This is a genomic window from Nesterenkonia sp. F (assembly GCF_000220985.1).
Lineage (GTDB): Bacteria > Actinomycetota > Actinomycetes > Actinomycetales > Micrococcaceae > Nesterenkonia.
This window is the reverse complement of the sequence record NZ_AFRW01000055.1, coordinates 1-20,109: the sequence shown is the minus strand read 5'-3', so window position 1 is coordinate 20,109 and position 20,109 is coordinate 1. Positions and strand designations below refer to the sequence as shown.

Sequence of the window (20,109 nt, the reverse complement as noted above, 5' to 3'; positions counted from 1 at the left end):
ATTCCCGGCCCCGGCGTGGCGTCGGCGACACACCTCACCCCCTCTCAGGGAACGGCCGGCGCGTCCAGATGCAGGGCCTCGCGGGTCAGCGCCACCGCCGCCGGGTCGAAGAACTCCACGCCCGAGTCAGCCTCTCGAGAGCGTCGATGCTCGCCGACCCCGACCAGCAGATGAAGCGGACTATGGATGACGCTGTGCCGCACCGAGGGGACACCCCTCTCCCGGCACAGCGCTTGACACCCCTGACCGCCAACCATATTATCGCTAGTCGATAACATCGATAATCGATATGGAGGATGGGATGCTCGCCAAAGGCCTCAAGGCCCAGATGTCCAACTTCACGGGCGGCATCTTCTGCGTCGGTGCGGCATTGGCGGCACTCGAGTGGTTCAAACCCGTGTGGACCCTGATCAATGACCAGCGCATGACCATCACAGTGCAGCCCACTGCCGCCGAGGCGCCGATCGACGATGCCGTCACGGTTCAAGACGCCTCATTGACCGCACTGGTTGATGCCGCGCAGGCAGGTGCAGGCTGGGTGGCCCTGTATGCGCTCACCACCACCGTGCTGGCAGTTGGAATCGCAGCGCTGATCATCGGCTACACAAGCTTCATCGTGATCGTCGGACGGGAGTCAGAAGCGGCCTCCAGGCGTTGGCACCTGGCCGTACTCGTCTGTGGCCTGGTGGCTGTCGTGGCCATCACGGCCGGACATTGGGGATTCGCCTGGGTGGAGCGGCATATTGTTCACCACCTCGATCTGGCCAGCACCGGTCACGAGGCCTCCGGACAATCACCCTTCATCCTGATGATCTCCGCCTCCGTACTGATCCTCATCGGCCTGCTGAGCTCCCGGACCCGGGAGCTGGAAGATGACACGACAGGGCTCGTATGACTCCCACGCCAGAATCCGGCCACCGCATCCGCTGCCACCTGGGGCAGCTTCTGGAAGCCAGCGGCATGACGCTGACCGAACTCTCTCAGCGGACGGGCATCACGATGGCCAACTTGTCCATCCTGAAGAACAACAAGGCTAGGGCCGCACGCTTCTCCAGCCTCACCGCAATCTGCGATGCACTGGACTGCACCCCCGGTGAGCTGTTCACGATCGACTCGGGGTGACTGAGCCGACGTCCCGGGCCCGCCCAGGCCTCGAGGCCATCAGATGCGGAACCGGACACGCCCTCAGCATATTGACGAGGATCGTAGAGGCACCCCGTCTCCGAACGGCGCCGAGCTGATCCATCTGCAGTCACCGCGCCTCACCGGAGCTCCGTGGCACGGGCCCCGGCTCACGACCACCGGACGCCGCGCGGTCGGAGGCCAGCCACTCCTCGGCCGTGGTGTCGGTGATGATGTCCGGATCCAGCGGCAGCAGCGAGCCATCCCCCAGCGGCGTGCATCCCAGCGGCAGACGCACCACGCGGCGCACGCCGCCGGGCCCGTCTCCCCGACGACGGGCCACCACCCGCCGGGCCAGCTCGGCGATGTCGAGCTCCTCGGGGCCGCAGACCTCGAGCAGCCGCGGCGGGTCCGCGGAGAGCGCCTGGTCGGCAAGCACCTCGGCGACGTCGGCCGCCGCCGTCGGCCGCGCCCGCGCCCCGGGGACCACGGCCGTGCCGCGGCAGGCCAGCATCTGCATCATCTGCTCGGCGAACTCGAACCATTGGGTCGTGCGCACCACGCAGACGCCGCGGCCGTGCACGCGCCAGCTCTGCTCCTGGCGCACCTTCGCCCGGTAGTAGGGCATCCACCGGTTCACCGACGGGGCGTCGGCGTTGACGATGGACAGACACACCACCCGGGCCCCGGCTGCGTCGGCGTCGTCGAGCGCGCCGAGCACCGTGGCCGCGGCCCGGGCGAAGAAGTCGCCGGCCGCCCCGGCGGCCGGGGTCTTGCGATCCAGGCAGTCGACCACGGCGTCGACGCCGACGAGCGCGGCGGCCAGCGCGCCGCGGTCCAGCACGTCGACGCCGTCGGCCCGGCTGATCGGCACGACCTCGACGTCGCGACGGCGCAGCGACTCCGCGACGCGCCGCCCCACAGTGCCGGTGGCGCCCAGCACGGCGATGCGCTGTGTCATGGCTCCTCCTGATCGGCGGGGTCCCACGACCCGGATCCGACGGCCGGGTCACACTCTCGACACCGTGGCATGCGGGGCGCGGCGTCTGCCAGACCCGCCGCCCCGTCGACCGCGCCGGCCCGTCTCAGCTCACTGCAGCGCGACCCGCAGCCCCAGCCCGCCGAGGGCCACTCCGGTGACCGAGTCGAGCACCCGGCGCACGCGTCGGCGCTGCAGCCAGCGGGAGGCGCCGTCGATGACCAGCGCCAGGGTGACCAGCTGGACGATGCCCAGCGCGGGCAGCGTCATGGCCATCGCGCCCAGCCACCAGACCGACATGTCGGCGGTCATGAACTGCGGGAAGAGCGCCAGGTAGAACATCAGCACCGCCGGGTTGGTGATGTTGGTCAGGAATCCCTGCCGGTAGCCGCGGGCGGCGACGCCGGAGGTGTCCACCAGTCCGGAGTACTCGCCGCGCCAGGCCGAGCGCAGCGCCTGCAGCGCCAGCCAGGCCAGATACGCCACGCCGATCCAGCGGATCGTCTGCAGCAGCGGCTGCGACTGGGCGATCAGCACGCCCAGGCCCGCGGCGGTGAGCACGCCCTGGATGCCCACGGCGGTGGTCACCCCGAGGGCGGCGGCCACTCCCCCGCGCCGCCCGCTCATCAGGGAGTTCTTCAGCACCACGGCGACGTCGGCGCCGGGAGTCAGCACGACGGCGGCGGCGATCGCCAGGAAGCTCAGGTAGGCGCTCCATTCCATGATGCCCAGTATGCCGCCCGATGCCGCGACGCCCCAGCGCGCCGAGCATCACTTCCCCGCGCATCCCCGTAAGCCCGGCGGCTCAGAACAGTCCGACGATGTTCCCGTCGTCGTCGATGTCGATGCTCTCGGCCGCCGGGGCCGAGCCCAGCCCAGGCATGGTCTGCATGGTCCCGCAGATCAGGTAGATGAACCCGGCACCGGCGGAGAGCCGCACCTCGCGGACCGGCAGGCGCCAGCCGGTCGGGGCGCCGGGGAGCGTCGGATCGGCCGAGAGCGAGAGATGCGTCTTGGCCACGCAGACCGGCAGCCGGCCGTGACCCTCGGCGATGAACCGCTCCAGCTCCCGCTCGGCCGCCGCGGAGAAGTCCACGCCGTCGGCGCCGTAGACCTCGGTGGCGATCGTCTCGATCTTCTCGCGCAGCGGGGTCTCGTCGCGGTAGAGGAACTGGAACTCGCTGTCCTCCTCGGCGGCCTCGGCGACGGCGTCGGCCAGCTCGGCCGCCCCGGCGCCTCCGTCGGAGAAGTGGGTCGAGAGCGCGCAGCGAGCGCCCTCCTCGGCGGCGACCTCGGCGATCGCCCGATGTTCGGAGTCGTAGTCGGTCGGGAAGGCGTTGACCGCCACCACCGGGGTGACGCCGTGGCGGCGGATGATGCGCAGCTGGGCGCGCAGGTTCTCCGCGCCGAGCCGGACCTCCTCCGGCCGTTCGGCGGTCATCTCCTCGGGCAGCGGCTTGCCGGCGACCACCCGGTGCCGGCCGGAGTGGACCTTCAGCGCCCGGACCGTGGCCACCACGACGGCGACGTCGGGGGTCAGCCCGGAGATCCGGCACTTGATGTTGAAGAAGCGCTCGGCGCCCATATCCGCGGAGAAGCCGGCCTCGGTGATCAGGTAGTCCCCGCAGCGGCTGCCGATCAGGTCGGCGACGATCGAGGAGTTGCCGGTGGCGATGTTGCCGAAGGGGCCGCAGTGCACCAGCGCCGGCGTCCGCTCCAGCGTCTGCATCAGATTCGGCCGGATCGCCTCGCGCAGCAGCACGGTCATCGCCCCGGCGGCCTTGATGTCCTCGGCGGTGACCGGCTCGCCGTCGCGGGTGCGGCCGACCACGATGCGTCCCATCCGCTTCCGCAGGTCGCGCAGCGAGGTCGACAGCGACAGTGCGGCCATGATCTCCGAGGCCGCGGTGATCTCGAAGCCGCTCTGCCGCACCGGCCCGTTGACCGTCGGGCCCAGCCCGGTGACGATCTGCCGCAGCGAACGGTCGTTGACGTCCATCGTCCGACGCCAGGTCACCTGCTCGGGGTCCAGGCCCGAGGGGCTGCCGCGGTGCAGATGGTTGTCGATCATCGCCGCCAGCTGGTTGTGCGCGGCGGCGACGGCGTGCAGGTCCCCGGTCAGGTGCAGGTTCAGCCGGTCCATCGGCACGACCTGGCTGTAGCCGCCGCCGGCGCCGCCGCCCTTGATGCCCAGGCTCGGTCCCAGCGAGGGCTGGCGGACGGCGACGACGCCGCGCCGGCCGGTGTGCCGCATCCCCTGGCCAAGCCCCACCACCGTGGTGGTCTTGCCCTCACCCAGCGGGGTGGGCGTGATGGCTGTGACCAGCACGTATTTCGCCCGCGGCCGGTCGGCGAGCCGCTCGATCGCCGCGAGGTCGATCGTGCCCACCCCGCGGCCGTAGGGCTCGACGAGGTCGTCGTCGAGTCCCATGCTCGCCGTGAGCTCCTCGAGCCGGGCCAGATCGGCCCCGGAGGAGATGGCCAGGCTGTCGGCGGCGGTGGTGCGCCCCTCGTGCGATGTCGTGGTCATGCCGCTCCTCCTTCGTCGTCGAGGCGTTCGAGCTCCTCGAGCTGCGCCAGCAGGTCGCGGCGCCGGTGCTCGGTCTCGGCGACGGCGTTGAACGTGTAGAAGTGCAGCCCGTCCAGCGGAACCTCCGAGTCGATCGGCGGGGCGGCCAGCGCCGTCGCCGTGGGGGCGGGGTCCCAGCGGCCCGGGGCGACCAGCCGGGCCAGCCCGCCGCCCTGTCCGCCGCGCAGCCGCGACGTGAGGAAGCGCAGCGAGTCGCCGACGCCGATGCGTCGCCCCACCCGCAGCAGCCGCGAGGTGCCCACCACGCCGGGCAGTCCGGCGACCAGTCGGGCGCTGATGCCGTCCTCACGCATCGTCGCCGCCCAGCCGCGGACGGTCTCGGCGTCCAGGCACATCTGCGAGACGACGACCTCGGCGCGCCGGCTCTTCCTGCGCAGCGCGTCGCGCAGCGCTTCGTCCGGGATCACCGGGTGGCCCTCCGGATAGCCGCCGACGCCGAGCCGCAGCTGCGGGGCCAGCCGGGCGACGGCCTCGAGCAGCTGCTCGCCGTCGCGGAAGCCCGCCGTCGCGCCGTCGGCGTCGGAGTCTCCGCCGACGACGAAGACCTCCTCGATCCCGGCCGCGGCGAGACGTTCCAGCACCGCGGCCAGCTGGTCCTCGCCGGCGAGGTGCGCGGCGGCCAGATGCGGCACGACGCGGTGGCCGCGCCGGGACAGCTCCGCGGCCACCTCGACGGTGGCCTCAGGCCCCTTCGCCGGCGAGGAGGTGACCGTCACCGTGACCTCGGCGGGCAGCCGATCAGTCACCTCCTCGACGACGCCGTCCAGCGGCAGCACCTCGAAGCGCGCCTCGGCCAGCATCGCGCCGAGCCGGCGACGCGTCTCGCGGTCGAGTCCCGACTCAGGGGCCGTGGTGCGCCGCATCCTGATCACCTCATCCCGAGATCGGCGATGCGGACCCGCCGGCGCCCGCGCCGTCGGAGGTCGCGCCTTCGCTGAGATCCTGCTTGGGCGTGTCCTTGGTCGGGTCGACGAAGGGCTTCGGCACCACGACCGCCTGGACCACCCCGGCCGGGGTCTCGACCTCCAGCTCGGTGCCGGTCTCGCTGAGCTCCATCGGGACCATCGCGTAGCCTATGTTCTGCTCCAGCCGCGGCGAGTGGCAGGCCGAGGTGACGTGGCCGACGCGCTCCGCGCCGCGCCAGACCGGGAAGGACTCGATCATCGAGCCGTCGTTGAAGGTGCCCAGCGGCGGACCGCCGATGGTGATGCCGGCCAGCCGCCGGCTCACCCCCTCGGCCTTGATCCGGATGAGCGCCTCCTTGCCGATGAAGTCGGCCTCCTGATCCAGGTTGACCATCCAGTCGTAGCCCATCCCCACCTCGAAGGGGTTGGTGTCGACGGTGATGTCGCAGCCGTGGGAGAGGATGCCGGCCTCGATGCGGCGCATGTGGCAGGGCCCGATGACCCGCATCCCGTAGGGCTCGCCGGCGGCCCAGATCGTCTCCCAGAGCCGCACGCCGTCGCGGGAGGCGTTCTTGACGTAGATCTCGAAGCCCACCTCGGCGCTGTAGCCGGTGCGGGAGACGACGACCTCCATGCCGTCCAGGGTGTACTCGGCCAGTCGGTAGTAGCCGATGTCGAGCACCTCGGGCCCGAAGATCGCGGCCATCACCTCAGCCGAGAGCGGACCCTGCACCTGGACCGGGCCGACGTCGGCCTCCCGGATGGTCACGTCCATCCCGGAGTGCAGCGCCACGCCGCGGGCCCAGAGCAGGATGTCGCTGTCGGCCAGCGAGAGCCAGAAGTGGTTCTCCCCGAGCCGCAGCAGGACGGGGTCGTTGAGGATGCCGCCGTCCTCGCCGGTGATGAAGACGTACTTGCACTGCCCCACCGCGCACTTGGACAGGTCGCGCGGGATGAGCATGTTGGTGAATTCGAAGGCGTCGGGGCCGGTGATCTCGATCTGCCGCTCGACGCCGGTGTCCCACAGCGTCACACCCTCGAGCAGCGCCCAGTACTCGGCGACCGGATCGCCGTAGTGCCGCGGGTGGTACGTGTGGTTGTAGACGCTGTACATCGCCACGCCGTGCCGACGGGAGGCCCAGAAGAAGGGGGACTTCCGGATCCGCGGGTAGAGCAGGATCCGGGGGTCCGGGACGACTGGACCGACGCTGTCGGTGGTGGTGGCGGTACCCTCGCTGACCGTCATGGGAACCTCCGCTGGTGTCACATCATCGGGACACCTCCAGCGTGGCACTGTGTCGCGTATCACACAATAGGTTGCGTCATGCGAGACGCCATCTGTTGCTCGCACCCCCGCGCCGCGGACTACTCTCGAAGCCCATGAACCCTGTATCCGCCCCCGCCGAGGACCCCGACGACGGCCGGGAGGACGACGCCCGCCGGGCTGCGCCGTCGGCCTCCACCGGAGGCCTGGCCGCGGCCGCGCCGACGACCGCCGAGTCCTCGACGACGGTGCGCTCGGTGGACCGCGCGCTGCAGATCCTGCACATCCTGGCCCGCGACGGCGAGGCCACGCTCAGCGCGATGGCCCGCGAGCTGGGCGTGCACAAGTCCACCGTCGGCCGGCTGGTCGAGACGCTGGTCGGCCACGACATGATCGAGCCGCCGACCCGCGCCGACGGCTTCCATCTGGGCGTGGGCTGCCTGCGCCTGGCCGGCGCGACCGCGGCCCGACTCGACATCAGCGTGGAGGCCCAGCCGATCTGCGACCGGCTCTCCGCCGAAGTCGGCGAGACCACCAATGTCGCGATCACCCGCGACGGCGTGGCGATCAACGTCTGCCAGTCCCAGGGCGACTCCGCCGTGGCGATGCGCAACTGGATCGGTCAGCGCACCGCGCTGCATGCGACGTCCTCGGGCAAAGTGCTGCTCGCCCATCTGCCCGCCGACGAGCGGCAGGATGTCGTCGTGGCGGGGCTCGACGCGTTCACCGCACACACCCTCGACGCCGCGCACCTCGACGCCGAGCTCGGCGCCATCCGCGACCAGGGCTTCGCCGAGGCCGTGGAAGAGTACGAGGAGGGGCTCAACGCCGTCGGCGCGCCGGTGCTCGACCACAGCGGCAGGGTGGTCGCCGCGATCAGCGCCGCCGGTCCGGCCTACCGCCTGCCGTCCGATCGGCTGCCGGCCATCCGCGAGGCGGTGCTCCACGCCGCCGCCGAGCTCTCCCGGCGCATGGGGCATCCGGGCGGCACGACCTGAGCCCGGAGCCTGCCCCCGGGCGCGCTCAGCCCTTCATCCGTGCATGCTCCGGGTCGAAGGGCGCCGTCCGCCCGACGGTCAGCACCCGCACCGGCTGGCGGACCGCCAGGATCTCCACGGCCAGCTGCGTGCCCTCGACCGCGACCTCGGGCGGCAGGTAGGCGAGCAGCAGATGCTCTCCCAGCGACGGCGCCGGCCCGGCGCTGGTGACGTAGCTGCGCCGGCCGCGGGCGTCGCGCAGCGGCGAGCCGTCCGGCGCGAGGATCGGCTCGCCGCCGGCGGGGAACCGCGGCTCGGCCGCCCCGGGACCGTCCATGACCAGCGCGCAGAGCACCGCGGCCGGCTCCCGCTCGCGCACGGCCAGATAGGCCTCCCTGCCGAGGAAATCGGCGCTCTTCACCCGCGGCAGCGCCAGCCCGGCCTCCACCGGATCGCGATCCGGGGCCAGCTCCGCACCCATCAGCCGATGGGCCTTCTCCAGCCGGCCGGTGGTGCCGTAGACCCCCGCACCGGCGGGCACCACACCGTGCGCCCGACCGGCCTCGGCCAGCGCGTCCCACAGGGCGACGGCGTGCTCGGCGGCGACATGGATCTCCCAGCCGAGGTCGCCGACATAGGAGATCCGCACCATCAGCGCCGGGATCCCGGCCAGCGTGACCGCCCGCGCGGTGCCGAACCCGAAGCCGCCGGCAGAGACGTCCTCGTCGGTGAGCACGGCGATGACGTCGCGGGCCCGAGACCCCCAGAGCCCGATGGCCGAAGTGGCCGAGCTCAGGTCGGTCACGGTCACCCGTCCGCGGGCCGACTCCGGCAGATGCCGGCGGATCCAGGCCAGGTCGCGGGCGCCGTCGGCGGCTCCGGTGATGATGCGGAAGTGCTGCTCGTCCAGCCGCAGGATGGTCAGGTCTGCGCGGAAGCCGCCGCGGGCGTCGAGAAGCGGTGTGTAGATGACCCGTCCGGGCTCCTTGTCCACATTGGCCACCGCCAGATGCTGGACCGCCTCCAGAGCGGCATCACCGGTGACGTCGAAGATCGCGAAGAAGCTCAGGTCGATCATCGCCGCCCGCTCGCGCATCGCCAGATGCTCGGCCTCGATGATCGGCGACCACCAGCGGGCGTCCCATTCGTGCAGCCGCCGCTCGACCCGGTCGCCGTAGTCGGCGAGCAGCCGCTCGTTGCTGCGGTACCACTGCGGGCGCTCCCAGCCGGCGGCCTCGAAGAACTCCGCGCCCAGAGCCTCCGTGCGCAGCTGCAGCGGACTGGTCCGGGCCGGCCGATGACTGGCCCACTGCTCGCGCGGATGCACGATCCCGTAGACCTAGGGGAAGCCCTCGGCCGCCCGCGCCCGGGCATGGTGCCGGGTCCGGGCATGCGGAGCGAAGCGCGTGACATCGGCTCCGTGGACGTCGATCTCGCTGGCGCCGGCGGTCATCCATTCGGCCACGGCCCGCCCGACGCCGGGAGCCTCCTTGATCCAGACCGCCGCGGCCGCCCACAGCCCGTCGACCTCGGCGGTCTCGCCGAGCACCGGGGCCCCGTCCGGGGGTGATCGACAGCAGACCGTCGACGGCGTCGACCACGCCGACGTCCTCGCGGTCGACCAGCGAGGGGAACAGCTGCTTCGCATGCGCCAGCTGCGGGGCGAAGTCGGCCTCGCTGAAGGGCATCTCCGTCGGCGAGCGCTGCCCGGAGGTGCCCAGCGGCGGGATGTCTGAGGGGTCGTGGAGGATCGGCCGGTGGGCGTAGGAGCCGATCTCCAGATCGGCGCCGCGCTGGCGCTCGTACATCCGCGCGTCCATGTCGCGGACCAACGGCCGGGAGATGTCCTCCCCCGTCTCGGCGAGCTCCGGGATCGGGCCGACGTCCATCATCTGGTGCACCGCCGGGGTCAGCGGCACCGAGGCGCCGGCCAGCCCGGCGACCTGCGGACTCCACACGCCGCAGGCGACGACGACCTGCTCGGCCTCGACCCGGCCCCGCGAGGTGTGCACCGCGCGCACCCGACTGCCGTCGACGTCGAAGCCGGTGATCTCGGTCTCGCCGACGGTGTGCAGCGCGCCGAGCTCCTCGGCGCGGGCCCGCATCAGCTCGCCGGCGCGGATCGGGTCGACCACGGCCCCGGTGGGCGTGTGGAAGCCGCCGATCAGCAGGTCCTCGCGGATCCAGGGCACCAGCTCGCGGATGCGCTCCGGCGAGATCAGCTCGGCGTCGACGCCCCAGGCGTGGGCCGAGGTGAGCCGGCGGCGCAGCTCCTGCAGGCGTTCGGGCGTGCGGGCGACTTCGATGCCCCCGCAGCGGATCAGCACGTCGAGTTCGGCGTACTGGCGCATCGAGTCCAGCGTCAGCTCGGTGATCTCCCTGGAGTGGTCCACCGGGAAGACGAAGTTCGACGCGTGGCCGGTGGAGCCTCCGGGATCGGGCAGCGGCCCCTTGTCCACCAGCAGGATGTCTCGTCGGCCCAGCTCGGCCAGATGCCGCACCAGGCTGCTGCCCACGATGCCGGCGCCGATCACCACGATCTCGGCGCGCTCCGGGACGGTCTCCATCGCACTCACCCCGCTGCCAGCTCTCCTCGCGGCGGTCGCCGTCGCAGACGGCGACGATGACCCTCCCAGAGTAGCCCGCAGGTGACCTCGATCACCAGAGGCTCCGGGCGGCTCGTTCCGGCGACGCTCCCCGTCGGAGTGCCGCGTCGAGACCGCCCTCCGCCGGCTCCGCGCGCCGCTCCCACAGCCGGTAGACTCGTCGGGCAAGCTCGCGGAGCGCGCTCCTCCGGCGCGTGAGACGGCACCTCCCCCGGCGGTCCGCCCCGGTCCGGCGGCCGGCAGTCCTGTCCGCGGGCGTCACCCGCACACGAGCACAGGAGACTGTATGCCGCGCATCGTCGTCGAGGTCATGCCCAAGCCTGAGATCCTCGACCCGCAGGGCAAAGCCATCGCCTCAGCACTGCCCCACCTCGGCTTCCGCGGGTTCTCCGCGGTCCGGCAGGGCAAGCGTTTCGAGCTGAGCGTCGACGGCGAGATCACCGACGCCGTCCTGGCCCAGACCCGCAAGGCCGCCGCCGAGATGCTGTCCAACCCGGTCATCGAGGACGTCGTCGACGTCCGGGTGGAGGACGACCCGGCCGAGGCCGGCGCCGGGGACGAGGGCTGACCATGGCGCAGGCATCCGAGACTCCCCTGATCGGCGAGACGGGCTCCGCCTCCGGCGAGTCGGCCCTCGACGGCGCACGCATCGGCGTCGTCACCTTCCCCGGCACCCTGGACGACCGCGACGCCGCCCGTGCCGTGCGGATCGCCGGCGGCACCGCGGTGCCGCTCTGGCACGCCGACGACGCCCTGGGCGACGTCGACGCCGTCATCGTGCCCGGCGGCTTCTCCTACGGCGACTACCTGCGCGCCGGAGCGATCTCGCGCTTCGCCCCGCTGATGCGTCGCATCGCCGAGTCCGCTGACCCGTCCGCCGGGGCCGGACTGCCGGTGCTGGGCATCTGCAACGGCTTCCAGATCCTCACCGAGGCGCATCTGCTGCCCGGCTCGATGATCAAGAACGACCACCTGCGGTTCCGCTGCGCCGACCAGGTGCTGCGCGTGGAGAACACCTCCACCGCCTGGACCGCGCAGTTCACCGACGACGAGCCGATCACCGTGCCGCTGAAGAACCAGGACGGCCAGTACGTCGCCGACGCGGCCACCCTCGAGCAGCTCGAGGCCGAGGGCCGGGTGACCTTCCGCTACGTGGGGACCAACCCCAACGGCTCGCGGCACGACATCGCCGGGGTGTCCAACGCCGCCGGCAACGTCGTGGGCCTGATGCCGCATCCCGAGCACGCCGTGGAGGCCGGCTTCGGCCCCGACGACGCGACCGGCATGCGCTCCGGCACCGACGGGCTGACCGTCTTCACCTCCGTGATCTCTTCCCTCGCCGGCTCGACCGCCGGACCTGACCCTGCAGGAGGCGCCGCATGAGCGACCAGGACTTCTCCATCGACACCGTCGAGCACGCCTCCTCCACTCCGGACACCGAGCTGCCCTGGGACGAGCTGGGGCTGAAGGCCGAGGAGTACGAGCGGATCGTCGCGATCCTCGGCCGCCGCCCCACCGCCGCCGAGCTGGCGATGTACTCGGTGATGTGGTCCGAGCACTGCTCCTACAAGTCCTCCAAGGTCCACCTGCGCCAGTTCGGCGAGAAGGTCACCGAGGAGATGCGCCGGGACCTGATGGTCGGCATCGGCGAGAACGCCGGAGTCACCGACCTCGGCGACGGCTGGGCGGTGACCTTCAAGATCGAGTCGCACAACCACCCCAGCTATGTGGAGCCCTACCAGGGCGCGGCCACCGGCGTCGGCGGCATCGTCCGCGACATCATCTCCATGGGCGCGAGGCCGGTGGCGGTGATGGACGCACTGCGCTTCGGGGAGATCGACCACCCCGACACCCGGCGCGTGCTGCCCGGCGTCGTCGCCGGCGTCGGCGGCTACGGCAACTCGCTGGGCCTGCCGAACATCGGCGGCGAGGTCGAGTTCGACGCCTGCTACCAGGACAACCCGCTGGTCAACGCGCTGGCGGTCGGCGTGATGCGCCATGAGGACCTGCGCCTGGCCAACGCCTCCGGCGTGGGCAACAAGGTGGTGCTCTTCGGTGCGCGCACCGGCGGCGACGGCATCGGCGGCGCCTCGGTGCTGGCCAGCGAGTCCTTCGACGACTCCAAGCCCTCGAAGCGCCCCTCGGTGCAGGTCGGCGACCCGTTCAGCGAGAAGGTGCTCATCGAGTGCTGCCTGGAGCTCTTCGGCGGCGAGCTCGTCGAGGGCATCCAGGACCTCGGCGCGGCCGGGATCTCCTGCGCGACCAGCGAACTGGCCTCCAACGGCGAGGGCGGCATGCACGTCGAGCTGACCGACGTGCTGCTGCGCGACCCCACACTGACCCCCGGCGAGATCCTGATGTCGGAGTCGCAGGAGCGGATGATGGCCGTGGTGACCCCGGAGAACGCCGAGGCCTTCGAGCGCACCCTGGCGAAGTGGGGCGTGGAGTACTCCTGGCTCGGCGAGGTCACCGACACCGGCCGGCTGGTGATCGACTGGAACGGCGAGACCATCGTCGACGTCGACCCGCGCACCGTCGCCCACGACGGCCCGGTCTACGAGCGCCCCTACGAGCGTCCCGCCTGGCTGGACGCGGTGCAGGCCGACTCCTTCGCCGCCACCGAGGCCGGGAAGGACCTGCCGCGGACGGCCGCGGAGCTGGGCACCGCCGTCGCCGAGCTGGTGACCAGCCCGAACCTGGCCGACCCGTCCTGGATCACCGATCAGTACGACCGCTTCGTCGGCGGCAACACCGCGCTGTCGCAGCCCGACGACGCGGGCGTGATCCGCATCGACGAGACCACCGGCCTCGGCGTCGGCCTGTCGGTGGACTCCACGCCGCGGCACGCCTACCTGGACCCGTACACCGGCGCGCAGCTGGCGCTGGCCCAGGCCTACCGCAACGTGGCCACCTCCGGGGCGATCCCGAAGGCGGTCTCGGACTGCCTGAACTTCGGCTCGCCGGAGGACCCGCCGATCATGTGGCAGTTCGCCGAGGCGGTCCGCGGCCTGGCCGACGGCTGCCGCGACCTGGGCATCCCGGTCACCGGCGGCAACGTCTCGCTGTACAACCAGACCGGCGGCAACGCCATCCACCCGACCCCGGTGGTCGGCGTGCTGGGCGCCTTCGACGACGTCGGCCGGCGCACGCCGTCGGGCTTCGAACGCTGGGCCGACGGGCAGGCGATCTACCTGCTCGGCGAGACCGCCGCGGAGCTGGACGGCTCGGAGTACGCCCGACTGCACGGCCACCTCGGCGGCCGTCCGCCGCAGGTGGACCTGCAGCGTGAGAAGACGCTGGGCGCGGTGCTGATCAACGCCTCCCGCGACGGGATGGTCGACGCCGCCCACGACCTCTCCGAGGGCGGACTGGCCGCCGCGCTGGTGGAGATGAGCCTGCGCTTCGGCGTCGGCTCGCGGGTGAACCTGGACGCGCTCTGCGAGCGCGACGGCCTCGACCCGGCCACCGCGCTGTTCAGCGAGTCGGCCGGCCGGGCGCTGGTCGCGCTGCCGCGCAGCGAGGAGGTCCGGTTCAAGGACATGATCACCGCCCGCGGGCTGCCGGCAATGCGGCTGGGCGTCGTCGACGCCGAATCCGGCGAGCTCGAGGTCGCCGGGGACTTCGAGGGCGGCTCCTTCATCCTGGGGCTCGACGAGCTCCGCGAGATCTGGTCCGCAGTGATCCCGGCGCACGTCGAGGGCTGAGACCGCAGGCTGCGCCGGCTCGTCTCGAGCCCGCCTCCGAGGCGACGAGGGGCGGTCCCGCCGAATGGTTCGGCGGGGGCCGCCCCTCGTCGTCCGTGCAGGTCGAGGGCGCCCCCGGATAACCGGTGCCGGACATCAGCGGGTCGGCCCGGCGAGGTGGCAGCAGGAACAGTGCTTAATAGTTGTATAACACTGACCCTCCACGGCTATACTAATGTTGCTCGTGGAGTTGAGGGGTGACACTCTTCCGCGTTGCAGGACGGATGGAACCAAACGCCAAGGAGACCATAATGTCCCTAAAGCACCGACTCGGAAGCGGTTTGGGCGCTCTCGTTGTCGCTGCCGGATTGAGCTTGGGAGTGGCACAGCCTGCCGGGGCCACTGCTACATCGAGCCAGCTGACGAGCAACAAGCCCATCAGCTTCGCTTCGCCGACCAGCGACGTCGTCGGCTCGGTCAGCGACGGTTTGATCGTGGCAAGCGGCGCCCAGTGTGCACTCGGAGCCGGCGGCGGTACCCTGACTGGAGGGGTGGCCGGTGTCGGCGCGGGAGCTGCCGCTGCTTCGGCTCTGGCCCTGGCCACAGGACCGGCTGGATGGGCCATCGGCGGTGCGGCGGCGGCCGGGGCGCTTGGGGGCGGAGGTACTGGCGCCGCCCTCTTCTGCTTTGACTAGGAGGGCCACGTGGACATTCTGAAACGTAACACGGCTGGATTCGTCGCATTGACGGCGGTCGCAACTACTGTCTTCGCAATTGGCCTCCGCCTGATTCTGGGGGAGGAGAGCAACCCGCTCTTCTTCTTCTTGATCGTTCTGGCATTCATCAATATGTGTGCTGCCGGCGTGCTGGCCAACCAGAAGCGAGTCCACGGCAGTCAGTCCTCTGATCTTCGATGATCAAGTGCTGAGGGCCAGGACCGCCGGCCCTGGCCCTCAGCACCTGGGTGCATGTGGATGCCCCGAGCAGTGAAATCTGTCGCTGAGTGCTGTCCGTTGCGTGGAACGGCCTCGGCGTTCTTCACACTGGTGGCGGTGAACGCCCCCTCGTAGCCATTCCTGGAGAATCTAGCAACCGCACCTGCCGTGGCCAGGACGACACCGTGTCTGACGTTTCGTGCCCCGCCATGAGAAGAGGGCCCTCCACGCTGGTCGTGCACCATTATCCGTTGCGAGTGTTCTGATTTTCACGGAACGGAATCGTTGCCGCAGTACGTAGCCTCCACCGCTAACTCGTGAGGAGGATATATGACTCGTTCATTCAAGGAGTTTTCGCAGACGGGCACGCGATTCGGAACTGCTGCCTACGATCCTTCGAGCGTCGAAACATCCATCGAAGAGCCTCCAAAGTACTCCCGCTTGAAGGTCCTAACATGGATTAGTTTCGCGCTCTACGCCCTGAGCTTGTCACTAACTGCTATCCCAGCACTTTCCGGGAGCATGCATGAGCAGCTGGTTCAGCAATACGCGCTCATGGGTATGAGCGAGCAGCAGATCCAGGCGACGGCGGATGGTGCCGTCGACGGCGCTCTCTTCGGTGTCGGAATCGGCCTGATCGCGGGCAGCGGGATCTATCTGCTGGTTTACTTCGGGCTGGTGAAGCGGAGGAACTGGGCTCGTACTGTCGGCTTGATCTTCGCGATCCTCGGTGGGATCGGATCGCTTGTTTCAGCGGGTGCAGGGGCGCTGAATCCAACGCCGATCAATATCGTCGGCACGCTAGTTGGCTTGACGAACGTTGCCGTGGCTGTGGCTTGGATACGAACAGCGGTCAATGCGCAAGTGAGGGAGTACACTACTCAGGCGACGTGGAGTTGAACTGGCGCTCTGATCGAGCTGAACGACCAGACTCTTCCTAGCCGACCGGCGTCAACGAGGTCTCGTTGTGCTCCTGTGCAACGCGAGTGTCAACGACTACAAAGACCTCAGGCTCGGCATGTCCTGCCGGCGGGTCAATCGCCGTCGACGTGGGAGCGTTGGAGGACTTTGACGATTGAACGACAGGCGAACACATATAGTGGAGCCTATCCCCGCTAGAAGGTCGCGACGACGGGGCGGTGATCTGAGGCCTCGGCGTCGTCCCGCCCGCCGGGAGAGTCGGTGGCCGAGCTGAGGTCAGCTCCGCCGATGGTGACTGACTCGACCGCCTTGGTGAGTGCGTGGCCGACCATCAGGTGGTCGACGAGCTCTCCGCGGCCGCGGTAGACACGCGTGAACCTTTCCACCTCGGGGATCAGTGGAGCCAGGTTCCACATCCGGGTCGCATCGCCATGGTCATCGCCCTTGTACTGAACCGTCCTGGGTTTCGTTCCCTCAGACGCCCACGAGAGCAGTCTCTCGCCTGTGGTGGTCATAGTACTCGGCCTCAGCTTCGGCAGCAGTGCGATAGTCGAGATGCTCATGGAGCCGGCGCGTGCTCCACCAGTCGCCCCATTTCATCGTGGCGAACTCCACCTCCGACAGTCCGGCCCACGCCCGTTGCGCGTCGATCGCCTCGGCCTCGTAGAGCCCTCGGGCCGCCCGCAAACACAGCAGACCGTGGAAGACTGGCCTGCGATGAGGATCTCGCTGCTGGACCGCGCCCGCACGAGGGCCGGAGAGCCCGACGCCGCCGCGCTGACCGGACTCATCGACCGCGCGCGGCGGGCCGAGGCGCTGGGCTTCCAACGCTTCTGGGTCGCCGAGCACCACGGAGTCCCTGGGGTGGCCGGCGGCTCCCCGCTGATGCTGCTGGCCGCCCTCGGTGCCCGCACCGAGCGGATCCGACTGGGCACCGGCGGAGTGATGCTGCCGAACCACCGGCCGCTGATCGTCGCCGAGCAGGCCCGCCTCCTCGAGGCCCTGCACCCCGGGCGCCTGGACCTGGGCCTGGGCGCCTCGCTGGGCTACACCGCCGGCGTGCGCCGGGCGCTGGGCCGCTCCCGGCTCGACGACGGCGAGTACCCGGCCCTGGTCCGCGAGCTGATCGACCATCTGCACGACGACGCGACGATCACCGCCCGCCCGCAGGTCGCCGAGCCGCCGCCGCTCTTCCAGCTGGCCATGGGCGACGGGCTCGCCGTCGCCGCCGAGCTCGGGCTGCCGGCCGTCGTCGGCGGCGGACTGCTGCGGCGTCCAGACCGCCTGGAGGCCTACCGTCGCGGCTTCCGCCCGACGTCGGCCGAGCCACAGCCGCGGCTGATCCTCAGCCTCGACGTCGCCGTCGCCGACTCCACCGCGCAGGCCCGGCGCCTGCTGCTGCCGGAGGCCTGGGCGCTGGCCCGCACCCGCGAGGTCGGCGAGTTCCGCCCGCTCGAGCCGCTGGAGACGGTGGAGGAGCAGCTGAGCGCCGGGGTCTCCGACGCCGTCGACGAGGCGATCCGCCGGCACCGCGACGCCGCGGTGGTCGGCACCGCCGCCGAGGTCGGCGAGCAGCTGACGGACCTGCTGGAGGCCTCCGGCGCGGAGGAGGTCATGGCCTGGACCAGCATCCACGACCGGGAGCAGCTGGCCGCCTCCGACGAGGCGCTGGCCTCGCTGATCACCGGCTGACGACGCCGACACACCGCAGCACGGGGCCGACGAGCCGCTGACCGAGACGGTCGCGGCGACCGACGACGCGACGTCATTGTCCGACTCGGGCTCCTCCGCAGACGGTACGGTTTTGAACACCGTTCAAAAGCTGCTGCGCCTCCAGGAGGATCCATGACCGAACCCCTCGCCCCGTCGGCCGCGCCGCCGGCGCCGTCGCCCGCGTCCCGCCGCCCCGCCGACGTTCACGCCGCCCGGGCGCTGGCCCGGGTGGCCGTCTTCGCCGCCGTCATCGCGGCCCTCGGCGTCCCCGGGGCCGTGCCGGTCCCGGGCATCCCGGTGCCGATCACCGCCCAGACCCTGGGCGTCATGCTGGCCGGGGCCGTGCTGGGGCCGCGGCAGGGGGCGGCGGCGGTGCTGCTGCTCGAGGGGCTCGTCGCCGCCGGACTGCCGCTGCTCTCCGGCGGCCGCGGCGGCCTGGGCGCCTTCGCCGGACCGCCCGCCGGCTACCTCCTCGGCTGGGTGCTGGGCGTTCTGGTGATCGGGTGGATCGTCCACGCCGGCGCGCGCCGCACCGGCCGGGTCCGGCCGACCTGGCCGCGGGTGCTGATCGGCTCCTTCGTGGGAGGCATCGTCGTCATCTACGCCCTGGGCGTCCCCGTCCAGTCGGCCGTCACCGGCCTGGGCCTGCGGGAGACGGCGCTGCTCTCGGCGGCCTTCCTCCCCGGCGACCTGATCAAGGTGATCCTCGCCGCCGGGATCACCATGGGCCTGCACCGGGCTTACCCGGCGGCCTTCCGCCGCCCGGAGGCCCGCCGATGACCCCCGGCCGCGTCGCACCGCGGCTGCGCCCGCTGCGCGGCGCCGACCACCGGCAGGTGCTGCTCCGCGCACTTCAGGCCCGTGCGGCCGGCGAGGTTCCGCTGGTCGGCGACGAACGCTGGAGCGACGAGCACTGGGCCCAGGTCGTGGCCGCCGTGGAGGCGAGCACGCTGCCGACCGAGACCGCCTGGGCGACCTTCACCTCCGGCAGCAGCGGCCGGCCGCGGGTGGTGCTGCGCAGCGCGGCGTCCTGGGAGGTCGCCTTCGACGCCGTCGACGCCGCCCTCGACGTCCGGGCCGGCGACCGGATCCTGCTGCCGGTCCATCCGGTGTCCTCCATGACGCTCTTCGGCGTCGCGCACGCCGCCGCCCGCACCGCCGGCTTCACCGTCCCCCGCTCGGCCCGGCTGACTGCGGCCGACGTCGACGGGCCGACGCTGCTGCACGGCACGCCCTGGCAGCTGCAGGATCTGGTCGAGCTGCTCGACGGCGGCGCGCGGTGCAGCATCCGCTCGGCGCTGATCGGCGGTGCGGCCCTGGCCCCGGAGCTCACCGCCCGTGCCCGGGCCCACGGCCTGCGCGTCGTCGGCTATGCCGGCGCCGCCGAGCTGTCCTTCGTGGCCTTCGACCACGGCGACGGGCTGCGACCGATGGACGGTGTCGAGGTCCGCCTGCAGGACCACGAGCTCTGGGCCCGAACTCCGCAGGCGGCGCTGACCACGCTGGGCGGCGGGCCGATGCGCCGCGACGGCGACTGGCTCACGGTCGGCGACCGGGCCTCGCTCGACGACGACGGCGTGCTCACCCTGCACGGCCGGGCCGACGAGGCGATCCTCACTGCCGGCGCCACAGTGCCCCCGGCTGACGTCGAGGCCGAGCTGGAGCGCCTCGACGGAGTCTCGGCCGCCCTCGTGGTCGGCGCGCCCCGACCGCGGGCCGGGCAGCTGGTGCTGGCCGGCGTCGAAGTCGCTCCGGGCGGACCGAGCACCGCGGTCCTGCGCCGCGCCGCACGAGAGCGCCTGGCCCCGGCGCAGCGGCCACGTCGCTGGCACCGCGTCGCCCGGCTGCCGCGCACCGGGTCGGGGAAGGTCCGCCGGATCGACGCCGCGGAGCTGCTGGCCCTGCCGCGGCTCGAGGAGGATCCGGCCGCCGCGCGAGGCGGGATCCGATGAGCGGATCGGGAGAGGAGACCGGCGCGGTCATCGTCGCCGCGGCCCGCACGCCGATCACCGCCCGCGGGCGAGCGCTGGCCGAGGTGCCGGCCCATGAGCTGGCCGCCGTCGCCCTGGCCGACGTCGCCCGTCGGGCCGGGACGCCGCCAGACCAGGTCGTGCTGGGCAGCAGCCTCGGCGACGGCGGCAACATCGGTCGGCGCGCGGCGCTGGCCGCGGGATTCGGCATCGGCTGTCCGGGCTGGACCGTCGATGCTCAATGCGGCTCCGCCCTGGTGGCACTCCAGCAGGCCGCGGCGACGGTCGAGCACGACGGCGGCGTCGTCGCCGTCGGCGGTGCCGAGAGCGTCTCCCAACTGCCGGCGGAGATGCGTGCCGGCGGAGGAGTCCACAAACGGCCCTTCACCGCCGCCGGACTCCCCGACCCGGACATGACCGCCGCGGCCGACGACCTGGCGGCCC

19 protein-coding genes and 2 pseudogenes are annotated in these 20,109 nt (G+C 71.6%); 12 read left to right on the top strand and 9 right to left on the bottom strand.

The window, feature by feature from the left end; all coding sequences use genetic code 11:
• The first annotated feature begins 301 nt into the window (after positions 1-301).
• Positions 302-895 carry a hypothetical protein gene (locus GU5_RS0104540; protein ID WP_010524395.1) on the top strand — a complete coding sequence of 198 codons (594 nt, stop codon included), beginning with the start codon at positions 302-304 and terminating at the stop codon, positions 893-895.
• Positions 892-1,122 carry a helix-turn-helix transcriptional regulator gene (locus tag GU5_RS0104535; RefSeq protein ID WP_010524394.1) on the top strand — a complete coding sequence of 77 codons (231 nt, stop codon included), beginning with the start codon at positions 892-894 and terminating at the stop codon, positions 1,120-1,122. The genes GU5_RS0104540 and GU5_RS0104535 overlap by 4 nt, the downstream gene beginning before the upstream one ends.
• 130 nt (positions 1,123-1,252) lie before the next feature.
• On the opposite strand, the gene GU5_RS14035 is transcribed toward GU5_RS0104535, so the two are convergent.
• The 5 genes from GU5_RS14035 to GU5_RS0104510 all read right to left on the bottom strand — a co-directional run bounded on the left by GU5_RS14035 (position 1,253) and on the right by GU5_RS0104510 (position 6,842).
• The gene (locus GU5_RS14035; protein WP_010524393.1) at positions 1,253-2,083 is read right to left on the bottom strand and encodes an SDR family oxidoreductase; all 831 of its coding nucleotides are present in this window, start codon (positions 2,081-2,083) and stop codon (positions 1,253-1,255) included.
• Positions 2,084-2,212: 129 nt separating this feature from the next.
• A complete protein-coding gene (locus tag GU5_RS0104525) occupies positions 2,213-2,824 on the bottom strand; it encodes a LysE family translocator (protein WP_010524392.1) in 612 nt (203 codons plus the stop codon).
• A gap of 82 nt (positions 2,825-2,906) precedes the next feature.
• A complete protein-coding gene (locus GU5_RS0104520) occupies positions 2,907-4,631 on the bottom strand; it encodes a formate--tetrahydrofolate ligase (RefSeq protein ID WP_010524391.1) in 1,725 nt (574 codons plus the stop codon).
• On the bottom strand, positions 4,628-5,554 hold the full coding sequence (locus GU5_RS14030) for a methylenetetrahydrofolate reductase (RefSeq protein ID WP_010524390.1): 927 nt from the start codon (positions 5,552-5,554) through the stop codon (positions 4,628-4,630). Before GU5_RS14030 ends, GU5_RS0104520 begins: the two co-directional genes overlap by 4 nt.
• Positions 5,555-5,564: 10 nt before the next feature.
• On the bottom strand, positions 5,565-6,842 hold the full coding sequence (locus GU5_RS0104510; protein WP_010524389.1) for a glycine cleavage T C-terminal barrel domain-containing protein: 1,278 nt from the start codon (positions 6,840-6,842) through the stop codon (positions 5,565-5,567).
• A gap of 134 nt (positions 6,843-6,976) precedes the next feature.
• On the opposite strand from GU5_RS0104510, the gene GU5_RS0104505 reads away from it, so the two are divergent.
• Entirely contained in the window at positions 6,977-7,858 is an 882-nt protein-coding gene (locus tag GU5_RS0104505) for an IclR family transcriptional regulator (RefSeq protein ID WP_010524388.1), read from the top strand.
• A 25-nt stretch (positions 7,859-7,883) separates the two neighbouring features.
• Here GU5_RS0104505 and GU5_RS17545 read toward each other — a convergent pair whose 3' ends face one another.
• From GU5_RS17545 to GU5_RS17535, 3 genes and pseudogenes are all read right to left on the bottom strand, one after another.
• The gene (locus GU5_RS17545) at positions 7,884-9,164 is read right to left on the bottom strand and encodes an aminomethyltransferase family protein (protein ID WP_237704665.1); all 1,281 of its coding nucleotides are present in this window, start codon (positions 9,162-9,164) and stop codon (positions 7,884-7,886) included.
• 12 nt (positions 9,165-9,176) lie between these two features.
• Entirely contained in the window at positions 9,177-9,290 is a 114-nt protein-coding gene (locus GU5_RS17540) for a hypothetical protein (RefSeq protein ID WP_237704666.1), read from the bottom strand.
• Positions 9,291-9,459: 169 nt separating this feature from the next.
• A pseudogene (locus GU5_RS17535) lies at positions 9,460-10,404 on the bottom strand (NAD(P)/FAD-dependent oxidoreductase); the annotation flags it as partial.
• A 325-nt stretch (positions 10,405-10,729) separates the two neighbouring features.
• On the opposite strand from GU5_RS17535, the gene purS reads away from it, so the two are divergent.
• The 5 genes from purS to GU5_RS0104480 all read left to right on the top strand — a co-directional run bounded on the left by purS (position 10,730) and on the right by GU5_RS0104480 (position 15,961).
• Positions 10,730-11,011: a phosphoribosylformylglycinamidine synthase subunit PurS gene (purS, locus tag GU5_RS0104495; protein ID WP_010524387.1), complete on the top strand. Its 282-nt coding sequence runs from the start codon at positions 10,730-10,732 to the stop codon at positions 11,009-11,011.
• A 2-nt stretch (positions 11,012-11,013) separates the two neighbouring features.
• A complete protein-coding gene (purQ, locus tag GU5_RS0104490) occupies positions 11,014-11,826 on the top strand; it encodes a phosphoribosylformylglycinamidine synthase subunit PurQ (protein ID WP_010524386.1) in 813 nt (270 codons plus the stop codon).
• Positions 11,823-14,147 (top strand): phosphoribosylformylglycinamidine synthase subunit PurL, encoded by a 2,325-nt coding sequence (purL, locus tag GU5_RS14020; RefSeq protein WP_010524385.1) that lies wholly within the window; start codon positions 11,823-11,825, stop codon positions 14,145-14,147. The genes purQ and purL overlap by 4 nt, the downstream gene beginning before the upstream one ends.
• 683 nt (positions 14,148-14,830) lie before the next feature.
• Positions 14,831-15,043, top strand: coding sequence for a hypothetical protein (locus tag GU5_RS16980; RefSeq protein WP_010524384.1), 213 nt, complete (start codon positions 14,831-14,833; stop codon positions 15,041-15,043).
• Between the two features lie 348 nt (positions 15,044-15,391).
• Complete coding sequence (locus GU5_RS0104480) at positions 15,392-15,961, top strand: hypothetical protein (protein ID WP_139084314.1); 570 nt, start codon at positions 15,392-15,394, stop codon at positions 15,959-15,961.
• 215 nt (positions 15,962-16,176) lie between these two features.
• Here GU5_RS0104480 and GU5_RS0104475 read toward each other — a convergent pair whose 3' ends face one another.
• The gene (locus tag GU5_RS0104475; RefSeq protein WP_139084313.1) at positions 16,177-16,497 is read right to left on the bottom strand and encodes a hypothetical protein; all 321 of its coding nucleotides are present in this window, start codon (positions 16,495-16,497) and stop codon (positions 16,177-16,179) included.
• A gap of 202 nt (positions 16,498-16,699) precedes the next feature.
• On the opposite strand from GU5_RS0104475, the gene GU5_RS0104465 reads away from it, so the two are divergent.
• The 4 genes and pseudogenes from GU5_RS0104465 to GU5_RS0104450 form a co-directional block, all read left to right on the top strand.
• Positions 16,700-17,674 carry an MsnO8 family LLM class oxidoreductase gene (locus GU5_RS0104465; RefSeq protein ID WP_010524380.1) on the top strand — a complete coding sequence of 325 codons (975 nt, stop codon included), beginning with the start codon at positions 16,700-16,702 and terminating at the stop codon, positions 17,672-17,674.
• Positions 17,675-17,827: 153 nt separating this feature from the next.
• Positions 17,828-18,475 (top strand): biotin transporter BioY, encoded by a 648-nt coding sequence (locus tag GU5_RS0104460; protein ID WP_010524379.1) that lies wholly within the window; start codon positions 17,828-17,830, stop codon positions 18,473-18,475.
• Positions 18,472-19,647 (top strand): class I adenylate-forming enzyme family protein, encoded by a 1,176-nt coding sequence (locus GU5_RS14005; RefSeq protein WP_010524378.1) that lies wholly within the window; start codon positions 18,472-18,474, stop codon positions 19,645-19,647. The genes GU5_RS0104460 and GU5_RS14005 overlap by 4 nt, the downstream gene beginning before the upstream one ends.
• Positions 19,644-20,109 (top strand): annotated as a pseudogene (locus GU5_RS0104450) (acetyl-CoA C-acyltransferase); the annotation flags it as partial. The gene GU5_RS14005 and the pseudogene GU5_RS0104450, both read left to right, overlap by 4 nt.